The sequence below is a fragment of the Enterobacter asburiae genome (assembly GCF_001521715.1).
Classification (GTDB): Bacteria; Pseudomonadota; Gammaproteobacteria; order Enterobacterales; family Enterobacteriaceae; genus Enterobacter; species Enterobacter asburiae.
This window is the reverse complement of sequence record NZ_CP011863.1, coordinates 2715673-2731533: the sequence shown is the minus strand read 5'-3', so window position 1 is coordinate 2731533 and position 15861 is coordinate 2715673. Positions and strand designations below refer to the sequence as shown.

Annotated in this window: 14 protein-coding genes; 8 read left to right on the top strand and 6 right to left on the bottom strand. The window is 55.0% G+C overall.

The window, feature by feature from the left end:
* Positions 1–6: 6 nt before the first annotated feature.
* On the bottom strand, positions 7–807 hold the full coding sequence (gene btuF / locus ACJ69_RS13265) for a vitamin B12 ABC transporter substrate-binding protein BtuF (protein WP_059347162.1): 801 nt from the start codon (positions 805–807) through the stop codon (positions 7–9).
* On the bottom strand, positions 800–1498 hold the full coding sequence (gene mtnN / locus ACJ69_RS13260; protein WP_014882620.1) for a 5'-methylthioadenosine/S-adenosylhomocysteine nucleosidase: 699 nt from the start codon (positions 1496–1498) through the stop codon (positions 800–802). Before mtnN ends, btuF begins: the two co-directional genes overlap by 8 nt.
* Positions 1499–1580: 82 nt before the next feature.
* Between mtnN and dgt the strand changes: the two genes are divergently transcribed.
* From dgt to ACJ69_RS13245, 3 genes are all read left to right on the top strand, one after another.
* Positions 1581–3095 carry a dGTPase gene (gene dgt, locus ACJ69_RS13255; RefSeq protein WP_059347161.1) on the top strand — a complete coding sequence of 505 codons (1515 nt, stop codon included), beginning with the start codon at positions 1581–1583 and terminating at the stop codon, positions 3093–3095.
* A 131-nt stretch (positions 3096–3226) separates the two neighbouring features.
* Positions 3227–4663, top strand: a complete 1437-nt coding sequence (degP, locus tag ACJ69_RS13250; RefSeq protein ID WP_024907518.1) for a serine endoprotease DegP — start codon at positions 3227–3229, stop codon at positions 4661–4663.
* 146 nt (positions 4664–4809) lie between these two features.
* Entirely contained in the window at positions 4810–5967 is a 1158-nt protein-coding gene (locus ACJ69_RS13245; protein WP_059347160.1) for a CdaR family transcriptional regulator, read from the top strand.
* Positions 5968–6059: 92 nt separating this feature from the next.
* On the opposite strand, the gene ACJ69_RS13240 is transcribed toward ACJ69_RS13245, so the two are convergent.
* From ACJ69_RS13240 to map, 4 genes are all read right to left on the bottom strand, one after another.
* Positions 6060–6446, bottom strand: coding sequence for a DUF3461 family protein (locus ACJ69_RS13240; protein WP_014168696.1), 387 nt, complete (start codon positions 6444–6446; stop codon positions 6060–6062).
* 111 nt (positions 6447–6557) lie between these two features.
* Positions 6558–7382: a 2,3,4,5-tetrahydropyridine-2,6-dicarboxylate N-succinyltransferase gene (gene dapD, locus ACJ69_RS13235; protein ID WP_008501915.1), complete on the bottom strand. Its 825-nt coding sequence runs from the start codon at positions 7380–7382 to the stop codon at positions 6558–6560.
* 32 nt (positions 7383–7414) lie between these two features.
* Complete coding sequence (gene glnD, locus ACJ69_RS13230; protein ID WP_029741204.1) at positions 7415–10090, bottom strand: bifunctional uridylyltransferase/uridylyl-removing protein GlnD; 2676 nt, start codon at positions 10088–10090, stop codon at positions 7415–7417.
* Positions 10091–10153: 63 nt separating this feature from the next.
* On the bottom strand, positions 10154–10948 hold the full coding sequence (gene map / locus ACJ69_RS13225) for a type I methionyl aminopeptidase (RefSeq protein WP_023310454.1): 795 nt from the start codon (positions 10946–10948) through the stop codon (positions 10154–10156).
* A 321-nt stretch (positions 10949–11269) separates the two neighbouring features.
* Between map and rpsB the strand changes: the two genes are divergently transcribed.
* The 5 genes from rpsB to ispC all read left to right on the top strand — a co-directional run bounded on the left by rpsB (position 11270) and on the right by ispC (position 15860).
* Positions 11270–11995 carry a 30S ribosomal protein S2 gene (gene rpsB, locus ACJ69_RS13220; RefSeq protein ID WP_003856207.1) on the top strand — a complete coding sequence of 242 codons (726 nt, stop codon included), beginning with the start codon at positions 11270–11272 and terminating at the stop codon, positions 11993–11995.
* A gap of 117 nt (positions 11996–12112) precedes the next feature.
* A complete protein-coding gene (gene tsf / locus ACJ69_RS13215; protein WP_014882627.1) occupies positions 12113–12964 on the top strand; it encodes a translation elongation factor Ts in 852 nt (283 codons plus the stop codon).
* A gap of 150 nt (positions 12965–13114) precedes the next feature.
* The gene (gene pyrH / locus ACJ69_RS13210; RefSeq protein ID WP_008501910.1) at positions 13115–13840 is read left to right on the top strand and encodes a UMP kinase; all 726 of its coding nucleotides are present in this window, start codon (positions 13115–13117) and stop codon (positions 13838–13840) included.
* 167 nt (positions 13841–14007) lie between these two features.
* A complete protein-coding gene (frr, locus tag ACJ69_RS13205; protein WP_003856180.1) occupies positions 14008–14565 on the top strand; it encodes a ribosome recycling factor in 558 nt (185 codons plus the stop codon).
* Positions 14566–14660: 95 nt separating this feature from the next.
* Positions 14661–15860, top strand: coding sequence for a 1-deoxy-D-xylulose-5-phosphate reductoisomerase (gene ispC / locus ACJ69_RS13200; RefSeq protein WP_029741202.1), 1200 nt, complete (start codon positions 14661–14663; stop codon positions 15858–15860).
* The last annotated feature ends 1 nt before the right edge of the window (position 15861 follow it).

Sequence of the window (15861 nt, the reverse complement as noted above, 5' to 3'; positions counted from 1 at the left end):
CTTATGTTAGTGACTCTCTGCCAGCGCGGCACAGAGCTGTTTTGCGGCGAGGATAATACGCGGGCTGGCGCGTTCAAACCAGTCGCTGTTGAGGGGTATTACCGGTATTTTTAGCTGCTTTTGCCAGAATTGCTCAATTTTAGGAATCTCGCTCGCATTTCCGACCACGACGATGGCCTGCGGCTGGCGCGCCAGGACCTGCTCGCGGCTCACCTGAGGCCAGGGTACCCGGCTGGCAGCAAAGATATTTTCACCGCCGCAGACTTCCAGCACCTGGTTCTGAATCGACCCTTTTCCGGTGGTAAACAGCGGCTGGCTGCCAAACTGCAGGAAGATGCGCTTTTTAACAGGGGTATCGTATTGGGATTTCAGCGCGGCATAGTCGCTCAGCATCTGTTTCGCCGCAGCCTCGGCTTTTTTGGGCGTAGGGCTATAGGGTGCCAGAGCGCGTAGCGCCTGAGCGACCTGCTCAATGCTGACGGCATCAATCCACATCACCTTTATGCCAAGCGAGGTGAGCTGGTTGACCTGCCGCTCGGCGTTGCCGCCGCGCCAGGCCAGCACGAGATCCGGTTTAAGCGCCACGATGCGCTCAAGGTTCATCCCCTGCCAGGTTGCCACCTGTTCAATACCCGCGGCCTGCGGTGGGTAATCCGAAAAGCTACTCACGCCAACAGGCGTGATCCCGGCGGCAAATGCCAGTTCCGTATTCGCGGGAGAGAGGGTAATCACGCGCGGTACAGCATAGAGCCACAGCGGTGCGAGAAGAAGCAGGGCGGCCAGCGCCCTGACGGTATGTTTAGCCACGTGCCAGATTCTGCACCAGGCGCTCCACCATCACGGTGGACTGTTTTGCCGCAACGGTCAGGAACTCGTCGAAGCTGATGTGGGACTGCTGGTCTGCCACGTCAGAGATGGCGCGAACCACCACGAAGGGTACGCTGAAGTTATGGCAAACATGAGCGATCGCGGTCGCTTCCATCTCAACGGCCACCGCCTGAGGGAAGTTATGGCGGATTTTCGCCAGCCCAACGGAGCCGTTGATGAAGGCATCACCGCTGACAATCAGACCGCGTACCGCGTTGAGGTTGAGTTCTGCGATGCAGGTCTCTGCCGCCGCAATCAGCTTGTCGTCAGCTTTAAATCCCGCAGGGCAGCCCGGAAGCTGACCGTACTCGTAACCGAACGCGGTGACGTCGGCGTCGTGGTAACGCGCTTCGTCGGAGACAACGATATCACCCACTTTCAGCGTCGGCGCCAGACCGCCCGCAGAGCCGGTATTCACGATCACGTCCGGCTTGCAGCGCTCAAGCAGCAGGGTTGCACCCAGCGCAGCAGCCACTTTACCGATGCCTGATTTCAGCAGAGCCACGTCAACGCCGTTCAGCTGGCCGGTGTAAATCTCACAACCACCAAGAGAGAGAGTCTGACGGTTCTCAATTTTGTCACGCAGCAGCGTAACTTCTTCTTCCATTGCACCAATAATGCCGATTTTCATAGATTTACTCGCGATGTGCCTTGTTAAGATGCATAGTCTATCATGCGGTTAAGGGGAAACGCATTCTCACGCGGGGGAGCACATGTCACCAATCGATTTTCGCACCAAAATTAACTGGCACCGACGTTTCCGTTCGCCGCAGGGCGACAAGAGCGAACATGAGATCCTGCGTATCTTCGAGAGCGATCGCGGGCGGATCGTTAACTCGCCTGCCATCCGCCGTCTGCAGCAAAAAACTCAGGTGTTCCCGCTGGAGCGTAACGCCGCGGTACGCACGCGCTTAACCCACTCGATGGAAGTGCAGCAGGTCGGGCGCTATATTGCCAAAGAGATTTTGAGCCGTCTCAAAGAGCAGCGTTTACTGGAAGCCTATGGTCTGGACGAGCTGACCGGGCCGTTTGAAAGCATCGTGGAGATGGCCTGTCTGATGCATGACATCGGCAACCCGCCCTTTGGGCATTTCGGCGAGGCGGCGATCAACGACTGGTTTAAGCAGCGGCTTTATCCTTCGGATGCGGTAAGCCAGCCCCTCAGCGATGACCGCTGCATCGTACGCGATTTACGCCTGCGTGAAGGTGAAGAGCGGCTGAACGACCTGCGCCGCAAAGTGCGCCAGGATTTGTGTCACTTCGAGGGCAACGCGCAGGGGATCCGGCTGGTTCATTCCCTGATGCGCATGAACCTGACCTGGGCGCAGGTCGGCTGCATTCTGAAATATACCCGCCCAGCGTGGTGGATAGGGGAGACGCCCGCGTCCCACAGTTATTTAATGAAAAAACCGGGCTATTACCTTTCCGAAGAGGCCTATATTGAACGGTTACGTAAAGAACTTTCATTGACGCCAAACGGCCGCTTTCCATTGACGTGGATTATGGAAGCCGCCGATGATATTTCCTATTGCGTTGCCGATCTGGAAGATGCCGTCGAGAAAAGAATCTTCAGCGTCGAGGAGCTTTATCAGCATCTTTATGCGGCCTGGGGTACTCATGAAAAAGGCTCGCTGTTTGCGCAGGTGGTCGAAAATGCCTGGGAAAAATCGCGCTCAAATACATTAAGCCGAAGTACGGAAGACCAGTTCTTTATGTATTTGCGGGTCAATACATTAAATAAACTGGTGCCGTATGCGGCGTCGCGTTTTATTGATAATTTGCCGCTCATTTTCAGCGGGGAATTCAACCACGCGCTGCTGGAAGATGACAGCAGCTTCAGTCAACTCCTTGAGCTTTATAAACATGTGGCGATGCGGCACGTATTCAGCCATCCGGATGTCGAGCAGCTAGAGCTGCAGGGCTATCGGGTAATCAGTGGGTTACTGGAAATTTATTCCCCGTTGCTCCGGCTGTCGGTCGACGAGTTCAGCGAACTGGTAGAACACGAGCGCGTGCGCAGAATACCCATCGAATCGCGACTTTATCAAAAACTCTCTACCCGGCATCGTCTGGCGTATGTCGAAGCAATTGGCAAGCTGGAACGCAACTCTCCTGAATGGCCGGTGATGGAATATTATTATCGCTGCCGTCTTATCCAGGACTATATCAGCGGCATGACGGATTTGTATGCCTGGGATGAATACCGCAAGCTGATGGCGGTGGAATAATTCCGGAGTTTTGTAAAGACGGCCAATAAATTTTTACCTTTTCCATAAACTTATCGCCGGAACTAAGCGGTATAAAACGAATCTGAGTTACACAGCAATTTTGCGTTACCTGTAAATCGAGATTGAGAAACATGAAAAAAACCACATTAGCAATGAGTGCACTGGCTCTGAGTTTAGGTTTAGCGCTGTCTCCTCTGACTGCTACTGCAGCCGAGACCGCGTCGTCGGCAGCAACCGCGCAGCAGATGCCAAGCCTGGCACCGATGCTCGAAAAAGTGATGCCATCGGTGGTGAGTATTAACGTTGAGGGCAGTACGACCGTCAATACGCCGCGTATGCCGCGTAACTTCCAGCAGTTCTTCGGCGACAACTCGCCGTTCTGCCAGGACGGTTCGCCATTCCAGAGCTCTCCGTTCTGTCAGGGCGGTGGGGCAGGAGATGACAGCCAGGGCGGCGGCCAGCAGCAGAAATTCATGGCGCTTGGCTCGGGTGTAATTATTGATGCGGCTAAAGGCTATGTCGTCACCAATAACCACGTTGTCGATAACGCTAACAGCATTAAGGTTCAGCTGAGCGATGGCCGCAAGTTCGACGCCAAAGTGGTGGGTAAAGACCCGCGCTCCGACATCGCGCTGATCCAGATCCAGGATCCGAAAAACCTGACGGCGATTAAAATTGCCGACTCTGACGCGCTGCGCGTGGGCGACTATACCGTGGCGATCGGTAACCCGTTCGGTCTGGGTGAAACCGTGACATCCGGTATCGTCTCAGCGCTGGGTCGTAGCGGCCTGAACGCGGAAAACTACGAAAACTTCATCCAGACGGATGCGGCGATCAACCGCGGTAACTCCGGCGGTGCGCTGGTGAACCTGAACGGTGAGCTGATCGGTATCAACACCGCGATCCTGGCACCGGACGGCGGCAACATCGGTATCGGTTTTGCTATCCCAAGTAACATGGTGAAAAACCTGACCGCGCAGATGGTGCAGTATGGCCAGGTGAAACGCGGCGAGCTGGGTATCCTCGGTACGGAGCTGAACTCCGAACTGGCTAAGGCGATGAAAGTTGACGCCCAGCGCGGGGCATTCGTCAGCCAGGTGATGCCGAATTCCTCCGCGGCGAAAGCGGGCATTAAAGCGGGGGATGTGATCACCTCCCTGAACGGTAAACCGATCAGCAGCTTTGCCGCCCTGCGTGCCGAAGTGGGCTCGATGCCGATTGGCAGTAAAGTGACCCTCGGCCTGCTGCGCGACGGTAAGCCGGTTAACGTGAGCCTGGAGCTGCAGCAGAGCAGCCAGAATCAGGTGGATTCCAGCACCATCTTCAGCGGTATTGAAGGTGCCGAGATGAGCAATAAAGGCGCAGACAAAGGCGTGGTGGTGAACAACGTGAAAGCGAATTCACCGGCAGCCCGTATCGGCCTGAAAAAAGGCGATGTGATCATGGGCGCTAACCAGCAGCCGGTGAAAAACATCGCTGAACTGCGCAAAATTCTCGACAGCAAGCCTTCCGTGCTGGCGCTGAATATCCAGCGTGGTGACACCTCTCTTTATCTGCTGATGCAGTAATCCTCTAAAGCCCCTGTTCGCAGGGGCTTTCTCTTTTCTGTGATTCTTGCCACAACTCCATACTTCTCCCTCTCTCTTTGTGTATTCGCACAATGCAGCCGTCGCTGAACTTCCCTATGCTTGAGCTCTGCTCACAGGAGGATTACATGGCTGGCTGGCATCTTGATACCAAAATGGCGCAGGATATCGTGGCGCGCACCATGCGCATCATTGATACCAATATCAACGTAATGGATGCCCGCGGGCGCATTATTGGCAGCGGCGATCGCGAGCGTATTGGGGAATTGCACGAAGGTGCGCTGCTGGTGCTTTCTCAGGGGCGGGTCGTGGATATCGACGATGCGGTAGCGAAACACCTGCACGGCGTACGCCAGGGCATTAATTTACCGCTGCGCCTTGAAGGCGAAATTGTGGGGGTAATCGGCCTCACCGGCGAGCCCGAGTCACTGCGAAAATACGGTGAGCTGGTCTGTATGACGGCTGAGATGATGCTGGAGCAGTCGCGCCTGATGCACCTGCTTGCCCAGGACAGCCGCCTGCGTGAAGAGCTAGTGATGAACCTTATTCAGGCTGAAGAGCATACGCCTGCGCTCAGCGAATGGGCCCAGCGTCTGGGGATCGATCTCAACCAGCCGCGCGTGGTAGCGGTCATTGAGGTCGATAGCGGACAGCTTGGCGTGGACAGCGCGATGGCCGAACTGCAGCAGCTGCAAAATGCGCTGGCGACGCCGGAGCGCGATAACCTGGTGGCGATCGTTTCTCTGACGGAAATGGTGGTCCTCAAACCGGCGCTCAATGCGTTCGGCCGCTGGGATGCAGACGATCATCGTCGTCGCGTGGAGCTGCTGATCTCCCGGATGGAGGAGAATGGTCAGCTGCGTTTTCGCGTTGCGCTGGGCAACTACTTTACCGGGCCGGGCAGTATCGCCCGCTCCTGGCGTACCGCGCGCACCACCATGATGGTGGGCAAGCAGCGGATGCCGGAGAGCCGCAGCTATTTCTATCAGGATCTGATGCTGCCGGTGCTGCTCGACAGCCTGCGCGGGGGCTGGCAGGCCAATGAGCTGGCGCGGCCATTAGCGCGTCTGAAAGCCATGGACAACAACGGCCTGCTGCGCCGGACGCTGCAGGCGTGGTTCCGGCATAACGTGCAGCCGCTGGCGACCTCGAAGGCGCTGTTTATTCACCGCAATACGCTTGAGTATCGGTTAAACCGGATTTCGGAGCTGACGGGGCTGGAGCTGGGAAACTTTGACGACAGGCTGCTGCTGTATGTGGCGCTGCAGCTGGACGAACAGAGATAACTGAGTGCGGTCTGGTGCCCTCACCCCATCCCTCTCCCCGTGGGAGAGGGCGCAAACACTAAAAACGGCAATCAAGGATTGCCGTTTTGCTTTTATTTCCGCGTTAATTTCTCAAGATCCGCTTCAATCTCGCTGATCTTATTCGTTACAACGCTTTCAAGGTGACGCAGATCGTCAAGGATCTTACGCTTGAGATCGACTTCGGTGCGGTCGCGCTGGCAGATCTGATCGAGTTCATCGATCACATAGCGCAGGTTAGGGCTGATTTCCTGTACTTCTTTGTATCCCTGTCCTACGCCGTCAGCCACAACGGTCTTACGCTGGCGTGGATATTTAAACTTCACGCTTTTGGCGAAAAACTCTCCTTTGTCCTTGTGAAAATAGATTTTCAGAATATCGTTATTGGCTTCCTGACGGAGGCTGTAACGATCAATTTCATCAGGATTGGTAATGCCCAGACTTTTCAGATTATCGTACATAGCGGTACCCTTGATCTCAACATAACCTTTGAATAATTAACGAAAAAATCTATTTTCGCCACCCTCAGATATAAAAAAAGCGGGGTTGCCCCCGCTTTTTGTTATACCCGATTAATCGATGGTGCGCAGCAATTCGTTGATGCCCACTTTACCGCGCGTTTTCGCATCTACTTTCTTCACGATAACCGCACAGTACAGGCTGTATTTGCCATCTTTTGACGGCAGGTTGCCGGAAACCACCACGGAGCCCGCCGGAACGCGACCGTAGTGAACTTCGCCGGTTTCACGGTCGTAAATACGGGTGCTCTGACCGATGTAAACGCCCATGGAGATCACGGAGCCTTCTTCAACGATCACGCCTTCAACCACTTCAGAGCGCGCGCCGATGAAGCAGTTGTCTTCGATGATGGTCGGGTTAGCCTGCAGTGGCTCCAGAACACCACCGATGCCCACGCCGCCGGACAGGTGAACGTTTTTACCGATCTGCGCGCATGAACCGACGGTCGCCCAGGTGTCAACCATGGTGCCTTCGTCAACGTAGGCACCGATGTTCACGTAGGATGGCATCAGCACGGTGTTGCGTGCGATGAATGCGCCCTGACGCACTGCCGCAGGCGGTACCACGCGGAAGCCTTCTTTCTGAAAACGCGCTTCGTCGTAGTCAGCGAATTTCATTGGCACTTTATCGAAGTAGCGGCTTTCTGCTCCGTCGATAACCTGGTTATCGTTGATACGGAAAGAGAGCAGCACGGCTTTCTTCAGCCATTGATGAGTGACCCACTGACCGTCGATTTTTTCTGCCACGCGCAGCGCGCCGGAATCCAGAAGGGAAATCACCTGGTTTACCGCTTCACGGGTCACGGTATCCACATTTGCCGGGGTAATCTCGGCGCGACGCTCAAAAGCGGACTCAATAACGTTCTGTAACTGCTGCATTGTTTACTCTTTCCATTTCACTAAAAAACATATCACCCTTTATCGTTTGGATTGAGGGCTGCTGTCAACCGTTGTTGCACTTCAAGCTGCAGGTCATTATTAAGGGCACGCCGGTCCGCTGTCGCGATTATAAATAAATCTTCTACTCGCTCGCCAATCGTTGTAATTCGGGCCCCATGGAGCGAAATTCCCAGATCGGCAAAAACCTGGCCGACGCGGGCAAGCAGCCCCGGCTGGTCGAGCGCGATCAGCTCCAGGAACGATTTACGGTCGGTGTGGGTCGGCAGGAAATTGACCTCGGTATCGACGGTAAAGTGGCGCAATTTCGCCGGCTGGCGACGCGGCTGCGGGGGCTGCCAGCTGCGCTGGGTAATCGCCTGTTCCAGACCAAAACGTATCCCTTCATGCCTGTCCGACGAGAGCGGGCTACCGTCCGGCTCAAGCACGATAAAGGTGTCCATCGCCATGCCGTCGCGGGTAGTGAAAATCTGCGCGTCGTGAACGCTCAGGTTACGCCTGTCCAGCTCGGCGCAGACCGCAGCAAACAGGTAAGGTCGGTCCGGGCTCCAGATGAAAATCTCCGTCCCGCCGCGGGTGGCCTGCGGGCTCAGCAGGATCATCGGCTGGGACAGATCGTGCTTGAGCAGATGCCGCGCGTGCCACGCAAGCTGGTTTGGACTATGGCGGACAAAATAGTTGGCGCGGCAGCGGGCCCAAATCTGATGCAGTGCCTCTTCATCAATATTATCCATCCGCAGCAGCGCCAGCGCCTGAAGCTGGTGATGGCGCACGCGCTCGCGCATGTCCGGGGTGTTTTGCATCCCGCGACGCAGCTGTTTTTCGGTGGCGAAGTACAGCTCGCGCAGCAGGCTCTGCTTCCAGCTGTTCCACAGGGTCTCGTTGGTGGCGCAGATATCGGCCACCGTCAGGCAGACCAGATAGCGCAAACGGTTTTCCGTCTGAACCTCTTCCGCGAACTGCTTGATCACTTCCGGATCCTGAATGTCACGACGCTGCGCGGTGACCGACATCAGCAGGTGATGGCGCACCAGCCAGGCCACCAGCTGCGTTTCACGCGAGTTCAGGCCGTGCAGTTCGGCAAATTTCAGCACGTCCTGTGCGCCCAGCACCGAATGGTCACCGCCGCGACCTTTGGCGATATCGTGGAACAGGGCGGCAATCAGGATCAGCTCCGGATGGGTCAGGCGCGGCCACAGTTCCACGCAGAGCGGGTGGCGGGAGCGCGTCTCTTCTTTCGCAAAGCTTTCCAGCTTGAGCATCACGCGGATCGTGTGTTCATCCACCGTGTAGGCGTGGAACAGATCGAACTGCATTTGCCCGACAATGTGCGACCACTGCGGCATATAGGCCCACAGCACGCTGTGGCGGTGCATCGGCAGCAGGCCGCGGCTGACTGCGCCCGGGTGGCGGAGCATGCTCAGGAACAGCGAACGCGCTTCCGGGATATAGCACAGCGGCTGCGTCAGATGACGGCGGGCATGGCGCAGATGGCGCAGAGTGGTGGAGTAGATCCCGGTGATGGTGCTGTTACGCACCATGGTATAGAACATCCGCAGAATCGCTTCCGGCTCGCGGATGAACAGCGTTTCGTCGCGCAGATCGATAAGCGTGCCGCGAAGCTGGAATTCGTCATCAATCGGGCGCGGTTTTTCGTCCGCCGTCAGAGCCAGAATGGCCTCGTCGAACAGCTGCAACAGCATCTGGTTCAGCTCGGTCACCCGGCGGGTGACGCGGAAGAAATCCTTCATCATGTGCTCAACCGGCTCGTTGCCTTCGCCCTGATAATTCAGGCGCTGAGCCACGCTGAGCTGGCGGTCAAACAGCAGGCGGTTATCGTAGCGGGTGACTTCCAGATGCAGGGCAAACCGGATGCGCCACAGCAGGTGCAGGCACTCGTTCAGCTCGTTACGCTCGGCCTCGGTTAAAAAGCCGAAGCCGACCATCTCATCCATCGAGGTGGCGCCAAAATGGCGGCGGGCGACCCACTGCAGGGTGTGGATGTCGCGCAGGCCGCCGGGGCTGCTTTTAATATCGGGTTCAAGATTATAGCTGGTGCCGTGGTAGCGCTGGTGGCGCTGATTTTGCTCCTCGACCTTCGCGGCGAAGAACTTTTCTGACGGCCAGAAGCCGTCGCTGAAAATGTGTTTTTGCAGCTCCAGGAACAGGGCGACGTCACCAATCAGCAGGCGGGTTTCAATCAGGTTGGTGGCGACGGTCAGGTCCGATAACCCTTCCAGCAGACACTCTTCCAGAGTGCGCACGCTGTGGCCGACTTCCAGCTTTACGTCCCAGAGCAGCGTCAGCAGTTCGCCAATTTTTTGCGCCTGTTCATCCGGCAGCTTTTTGCGGCTTAAGATCAGCAGATCGATATCGGAAAGCGGATGCAGCTCACCGCGGCCATAGCCCCCGACGGCAACCAGCGCAACATCACTGATTTGCCCAAACCCGTAATCGATCCACAGGCGCTGCAGCAGCTGGTCGATAAATTCGGTGCGCGCTTCAATGAGCTGCTCGGCCGACACGCCCGCGTCGAACGCGCTGCCCAGCCAGCGATGGAAAACATCCATATGGGCTTTAATATGCGCGCAGGTCAGCTCGTGCGACGGCCAGACGCCCGGGTTATCGGGCTGGTCGGGAAGGGTGGGAAGTGCTGTGTTAGCATACTGTTCGGGTAAAAGATTACTCATCGTGCGCCACCCATAAGAAAAAGCTATAGCCATTAAAAAAGCCGGCATTTGCCGGCTTTTTTATCATTCATCGTGCGTCAGTATCGCCGGGATGGTGTCATCCTTGCGCAACGTCATAATTTCGCAGCCGTTGTCTGTTACCACAATAGTATGCTCGTACTGCGCAGACAAGCTTCTGTCTTTGGTTTTCACCGTCCAGCCGTCTTTCATGGTACGGATGCGGTAATCACCCGCGTTGACCATCGGCTCAATGGTAAAGGTCATGCCTTTTTGCAGCACCACGCCGCCGTCATCTGCATCATAGTGCAGGACCTGCGGCTCTTCATGGAAGACGCGACCAATGCCGTGACCGCAGTACTCGCGCACCACGGAGAAACCTTCTGCTTCCACAAACTTCTGGATCGCCGCACCGATGGTACGCAGGCGAATACCCGGTTTCACCATTTTCAGCGCCAGGTAGAGGCTCTCTTGCGTCACTTTGCACAGACGCTCGCCAAGAATAGTCGGCTTGCCAACGATGAACATTTTTGAGGTGTCACCGTGGTATTCGTCTTTAATAACGGTCACGTCGATGTTGACGATGTCGCCATCTTTCAGCAGTTTTTCGTCATCAGGGATGCCGTGGCAAACCACTTCATTAATAGAGATGCAGACGGATTTCGGGAAACCGTGGTAGCCGAGGCAGGCGGAAACCGCGTGCTGCTCGTTCACGATATAGTCGTTACAGATACGGTCCAGTTCACCGGTGCTGACGCCCGGCTTCACGAACGGCTCGATCATTTCCAGCACTTCCGCGGCCAGACGACCGGCGACGCGCATCTTTTCAATTTCTTCAGGTGTCTTAATAGATATAGCCATGTAATCTGTCCATCGGTGTCGATTTTTTCGACAATACTAGTCTAAGTGTCGTCAATGGTATCAGTCAGGCACGCTCCGTGCCAAATTGAGAATCATTAACAGCACACTCCGCCAACAACTGTTGGTTTCTGGTCGTGTTTTGTGGTATAAAGCGCGCCGGACTTCCGATCCATCTCAGATACACAGGCTGGACGGAAGCGACAAATCTCACTTTGTGTAACAACACACACGTATCGGCACATATTCCGGGGTGCCCTTCGGGGTCGGTAATATGGGATACGTGGAGGCATAACCCCAACTTTCAATATAGAGGTTTTAAACATGGCAACTGTTTCCATGCGCGACATGCTCAAGGCTGGTGTTCACTTTGGTCACCAGACCCGTTACTGGAACCCGAAAATGAAGCCTTTCATCTTCGGCGCACGTAACAAAGTTCACATCATCAACCTTGAGAAAACTGTACCAATGTTCAACGAAGCCCTGGCTGAGCTGAACAAGATCTCTTCCCGTAAAGGTAAGATTCTGTTCGTTGGTACCAAGCGCGCTGCAAGCGAAGCTGTGAAAGATGCTGCTAACAGCTGCGACCAGTTCTTCGTGAACCATCGCTGGTTGGGCGGCATGCTGACCAACTGGAAAACTGTTCGTCAGTCCATCAAACGCCTGAAAGATCTGGAAACCCAGTCTCAGGACGGTACTTTCGACAAGCTGACTAAGAAAGAAGCGCTGATGCGCACTCGTGAACTGGACAAGCTGGAAAACAGCCTGGGCGGTATCAAAGATATGGGCGGCCTGCCAGACGCGCTGTTCGTAATCGATGCAGATCACGAGCACATCGCAATCAAAGAAGCTAACAACCTGGGTATCCCGGTATTCGCTATCGTTGATACCAACTCCGATCCGGACGGTGTTGACTTCGTTATCCCGGGTAACGACGACGCAATCCGTGCTGTTAGCCTGTACCTGAGCGCTGTAGCTGCTACCGTTCGTGAAGGCCGTTCCCAGGATCTGGCTTCTCAGGCGGAAGAAAGCTTCGTAGAAGCTGAATAATAAGGTTTTACCCCTTATTAGTACCGTGTATGAATAGGGGCCCATTACCGGCCCCTTTTTTCAATTTACACTGTTTGGCCCCCGGCCGGGCAGTTCACATCTCCCGAGGATTTAAGAATGGCTGAAATTACCGCATCCCTGGTAAAAGAGCTGCGCGAGCGTACTGGCGCAGGCATGATGGATTGCAAAAAAGCGCTGACTGAAGCGAACGGCGACATCGAGCTGGCAATCGAAAACATGCGTAAATCCGGTGCGATCAAAGCAGCTAAAAAAGCAGGCAACGTTGCTGCTGACGGCGTGATCATCACTAAGATCGACGGCAACTACGGCATCATTCTGGAAGTTAACTGCCAGACTGACTTCGTTGCTAAAGATGGCGGTTTCCAGGCATTTGCTAACAAAGTTCTGGACGCAGCTGTTGCTGGTAAAATCACTGACGTTGAAGTTCTGAAAGCACAGTTCGAAGAAGAACGTGTTGCGCTGGTTGCTAAAATCGGTGAGAACATCAACATCCGTCGCGTATCTTCTCTGGAAGGCGACGTTCTGGGCTCTTACCAGCACGGTGCACGTATCGGTGTTCTGGTTGCGGCTAAAGGCGCTGACGAAGAGCTGGTTAAACAGCTGGCAATGCACATCGCTGCAAGCAAACCAGAATTCGTTAAGCCAGAAGACGTGTCTGCTGAAGTGGTAGAGAAAGAGTACCAGGTTCAGCTGGACATCGCGATGCAGTCTGGTAAGCCAAAAGAAATCGCAGAGAAAATGGTTGAAGGCCGCATGAAGAAATTCACCGGCGAAGTTTCTCTGACTGGCCAGCCATTCGTAATGGACCCAAGCAAGTCTGTTGCTCAGCTGCTGAAAGAGCACAACGCTGACGTAACTGGCTTCATCCGCTTCGAAGTGGGCGAAGGCATCGAGAAAGTTGAGACTGACTTCGCAGCAGAAGTTGCTGCAATGTCCAAGCAGTCTTAATGATTGAAAAGGAGCCGCCTGAGGGCGGCTTCTTTTTGTCACCCGTCACAGGAAATCAGACAGGCTCCAGTATCGCTGTGCTGATTTGCGGCATATCATGTCGCCAGAATTAACCCCCATCTTAATCGTTGACAGTCTCAGGAAAGAAACATGGCTACCAATGCAAAACCCGTGTACAAACGCATTCTGCTTAAGCTGAGTGGCGAAGCGCTGCAGGGATCGGAAGGCTTCGGTATTGACGCAAGCATCCTTGATCGCATGGCACAGGAAATCAAAGAACTGGTCGAACTGGGTATCCAGGTTGGCGTGGTCATTGGCGGTGGCAACCTTTTCCGTGGTGCTGGTCTGGCGAAAGCGGGGATGAACCGCGTTGTGGGCGACCACATGGGTATGCTGGCAACCGTCATGAATGGCCTGGCAATGCGTGATGCACTGCACCGCGCCTATGTGAATGCCCGCCTGATGTCCGCGATCCCGCTGAATGGCGTTTGCGATAATTACAGCTGGGCAGAAGCCATCAGCCTGCTGCGCAATAACCGCGTGGTGATCCTCTCCGCCGGTACGGGTAACCCGTTCTTTACTACCGATTCCGCTGCCTGCCTGCGCGGTATCGAGATCGAAGCCGATGTGGTACTGAAAGCGACCAAAGTAGACGGCGTGTTTACTGCCGACCCGGCAAAAGATCCTTCTGCCACCATGTACGATCAGCTGAGCTACAGCGAAGTGCTGGATAAAGAGCTGAAAGTGATGGATCTTGCCGCCTTCACGCTGGCTCGCGACCACAAACTGCCGATCCGTGTCTTCAACATGAACAAGCCTGGCGCACTGCGTCGCGTGGTCATGGGCGAAAAAGAAGGCACTTTGATCACGGAATAATTTCCGTTGACGATAAATACAGGTAAGATTCCGCTTTATTTTGTAGTGGTATCTTACCCGGGCGCGCCTTTGGCGTTGTCATGAATTAAACGCGACTATACTTAGCACACCTGTAGCGCTGTGCTGGCGGATAGTCTGCCTGAGACAAGTTTTCAAGGATTCGTAACGTGATTAACGACATCAGAAAAGATGCTGAAGTACGCATGGACAAATGCGTAGAAGCGTTCAAAAACCAAATCAGCAAAATCCGTACTGGCCGTGCTTCCCCGAGCCTGCTGGATGGCATCATCGTAGAATACTACGGTACGCCAACTCCTCTGCGTCAGCTGGCGAGCGTCACGGTAGAAGATACCCGTACGCTGAAAATCAACGTCTTCGACCGCTCTATGAGCCCGGCCGTTGAGAAAGCGATTATGGCCTCTGACCTCGGACTGAACCCTAGCTCTGCGGGCGCTGACATCCGCGTTCCACTGCCTCCGCTGACGGAAGAGCGTCGTAAAGATCTTATCAAAGTCGTTCGTGGCGAAGCTGAGCAGGGTCGTGTATCCGTGCGTAACGTCCGTCGCGACGCGAACGATAAAGTGAAAGCACTGCTGAAAGAAAAAGAGATCAGCGAAGATGACGATCGTCGTTCTCAGGACGATATTCAGAAAATGACCGACGCGGCCATCAAGAAAATTGATGCGGCGCTGGCAGAAAAAGAAGCGGAACTGATGCAGTTCTGATTTCTGTCGTACACTGATAAACGCCGTTCAGAGGGACTTCGGGTCTTGCTGGCGGCGTTTTGCTTTTATCTGGTCTAACTTTTTTCGGGCATCTCATGAAGCATTTAACACTCCTCGGCTCAACCGGCTCTATCGGTTGCAGCACTCTCGACGTCGTTCGCCATAATCCTGAACTTTACACCGTGACAGCGCTGGTGGCCGGTAAGAATGTGCAGCGAATGGTCGAGCAGTGCCTGGAGTTTGCGCCCCGCTATGCGGTGATGGATGACGAAGAGAGCGCGCGTCTGCTGAAAGCACGGCTGCGTGAAAAGGGCAGCCGAACCGAAGTGCTGAGTGGCCAGCAGGCGGCCTGCGAGATGGCGGCGCTGGACGAGGTGGATCAGGTGATGGCGGCCATTGTCGGCGCGGCAGGGCTGCTGCCGACGCTTGCTGCGATTGATGCCGGTAAGGATGTTTTGCTGGCCAATAAAGAGTCGTTGGTCACCTGCGGACGCCTGTTTATGGATGCGGTGAAGCAGCGCGGCGCGCGTCTTTTGCCGGTCGACAGCGAGCACAACGCGATTTTTCAGAGTTTACCGCAACCTTTTCAACAGAACCTGGGGTACGCTGACCTGGAGCAGAATGGCGTGGTGTCTATTCTGCTTACCGGGTCTGGTGGCCCGTTCCGTGAAACGCCACTGTCTGAACTGCGCGCCATGACGCCGGATCAGGCGTGCCGTCATCCGAACTGGTCGATGGGGCGTAAAATCTCCGTAGATTCTGCCACCATGATGAACAAAGGTCTGGAATACATTGAAGCACGCTGGCTGTTTAATGCGTCAGCGAAACAGATGGAAGTACTGATTCACCCGCAATCGGTGATTCACTCGATGGTGCGTTATCAGGATGGCAGCGTGCTGGCACAGCTGGGCGAGCCGGATATGCGTACGCCGATTGCCCATTCAATGGCGTGGCCAAATCGAGTGAAATCCGGCGTGAAGCCGCTTGATTTCTGCAAGCTAAGTTCCCTGACGTTCAGTGAACCAGACTACGACCGCTATCCTTGTCTGAAGCTTGCGATGAATGCCTTTGACCAGGGGCAGGCGGCGACGACGGCACTTAATGCAGCCAATGAAATTACCGTTGAGGCATTTCTGAATCAGCAAATTCGTTTTACCGATATCGCGTCGTTAAATTTATCGGTACTGGAGATGATGGATTTGCGCGAACCACAAAGCGTGGAAGAGGTGCTGGCGGTGGATGCAGCTGCGCGTAATATTGCGCGCCAACAGGTGACACGTCTCGCAAGCTGGTGAT

Bases quoted from the DNA above. Each gene is read 5' to 3' on its own strand.
- mtnN (WP_014882620.1), bottom strand. From the start codon at position 1,498: ATGAAAATCGGCATTATTGGTGCAATGGAAGAAGAAGTTACGCTGCTG.
- dgt (WP_059347161.1), top strand. From the start codon at position 1,581: ATGTCACCAATCGATTTTCGCACCAAAATTAACTGGCACCGACGTTTC.
- degP (WP_024907518.1), top strand. From the start codon at position 3,227: ATGAAAAAAACCACATTAGCAATGAGTGCACTGGCTCTGAGTTTAGGT.
- ACJ69_RS13245 (WP_059347160.1), top strand. From the start codon at position 4,810: ATGGCTGGCTGGCATCTTGATACCAAAATGGCGCAGGATATCGTGGCG.
- ACJ69_RS13240 (WP_014168696.1), bottom strand. From the start codon at position 6,446: ATGTACGATAATCTGAAAAGTCTGGGCATTACCAATCCTGATGAAATT.
- dapD (WP_008501915.1), bottom strand. From the start codon at position 7,382: ATGCAGCAGTTACAGAACGTTATTGAGTCCGCTTTTGAGCGTCGCGCC.
- glnD (WP_029741204.1), bottom strand. From the start codon at position 10,090: ATGAGTAATCTTTTACCCGAACAGTATGCTAACACAGCACTTCCCACC.
- map (WP_023310454.1), bottom strand. From the start codon at position 10,948: ATGGCTATATCTATTAAGACACCTGAAGAAATTGAAAAGATGCGCGTC.
- rpsB (WP_003856207.1), top strand. From the start codon at position 11,270: ATGGCAACTGTTTCCATGCGCGACATGCTCAAGGCTGGTGTTCACTTT.
- tsf (WP_014882627.1), top strand. From the start codon at position 12,113: ATGGCTGAAATTACCGCATCCCTGGTAAAAGAGCTGCGCGAGCGTACT.
- pyrH (WP_008501910.1), top strand. From the start codon at position 13,115: ATGGCTACCAATGCAAAACCCGTGTACAAACGCATTCTGCTTAAGCTG.
- ispC (WP_029741202.1), top strand. From the start codon at position 14,661: ATGAAGCATTTAACACTCCTCGGCTCAACCGGCTCTATCGGTTGCAGC.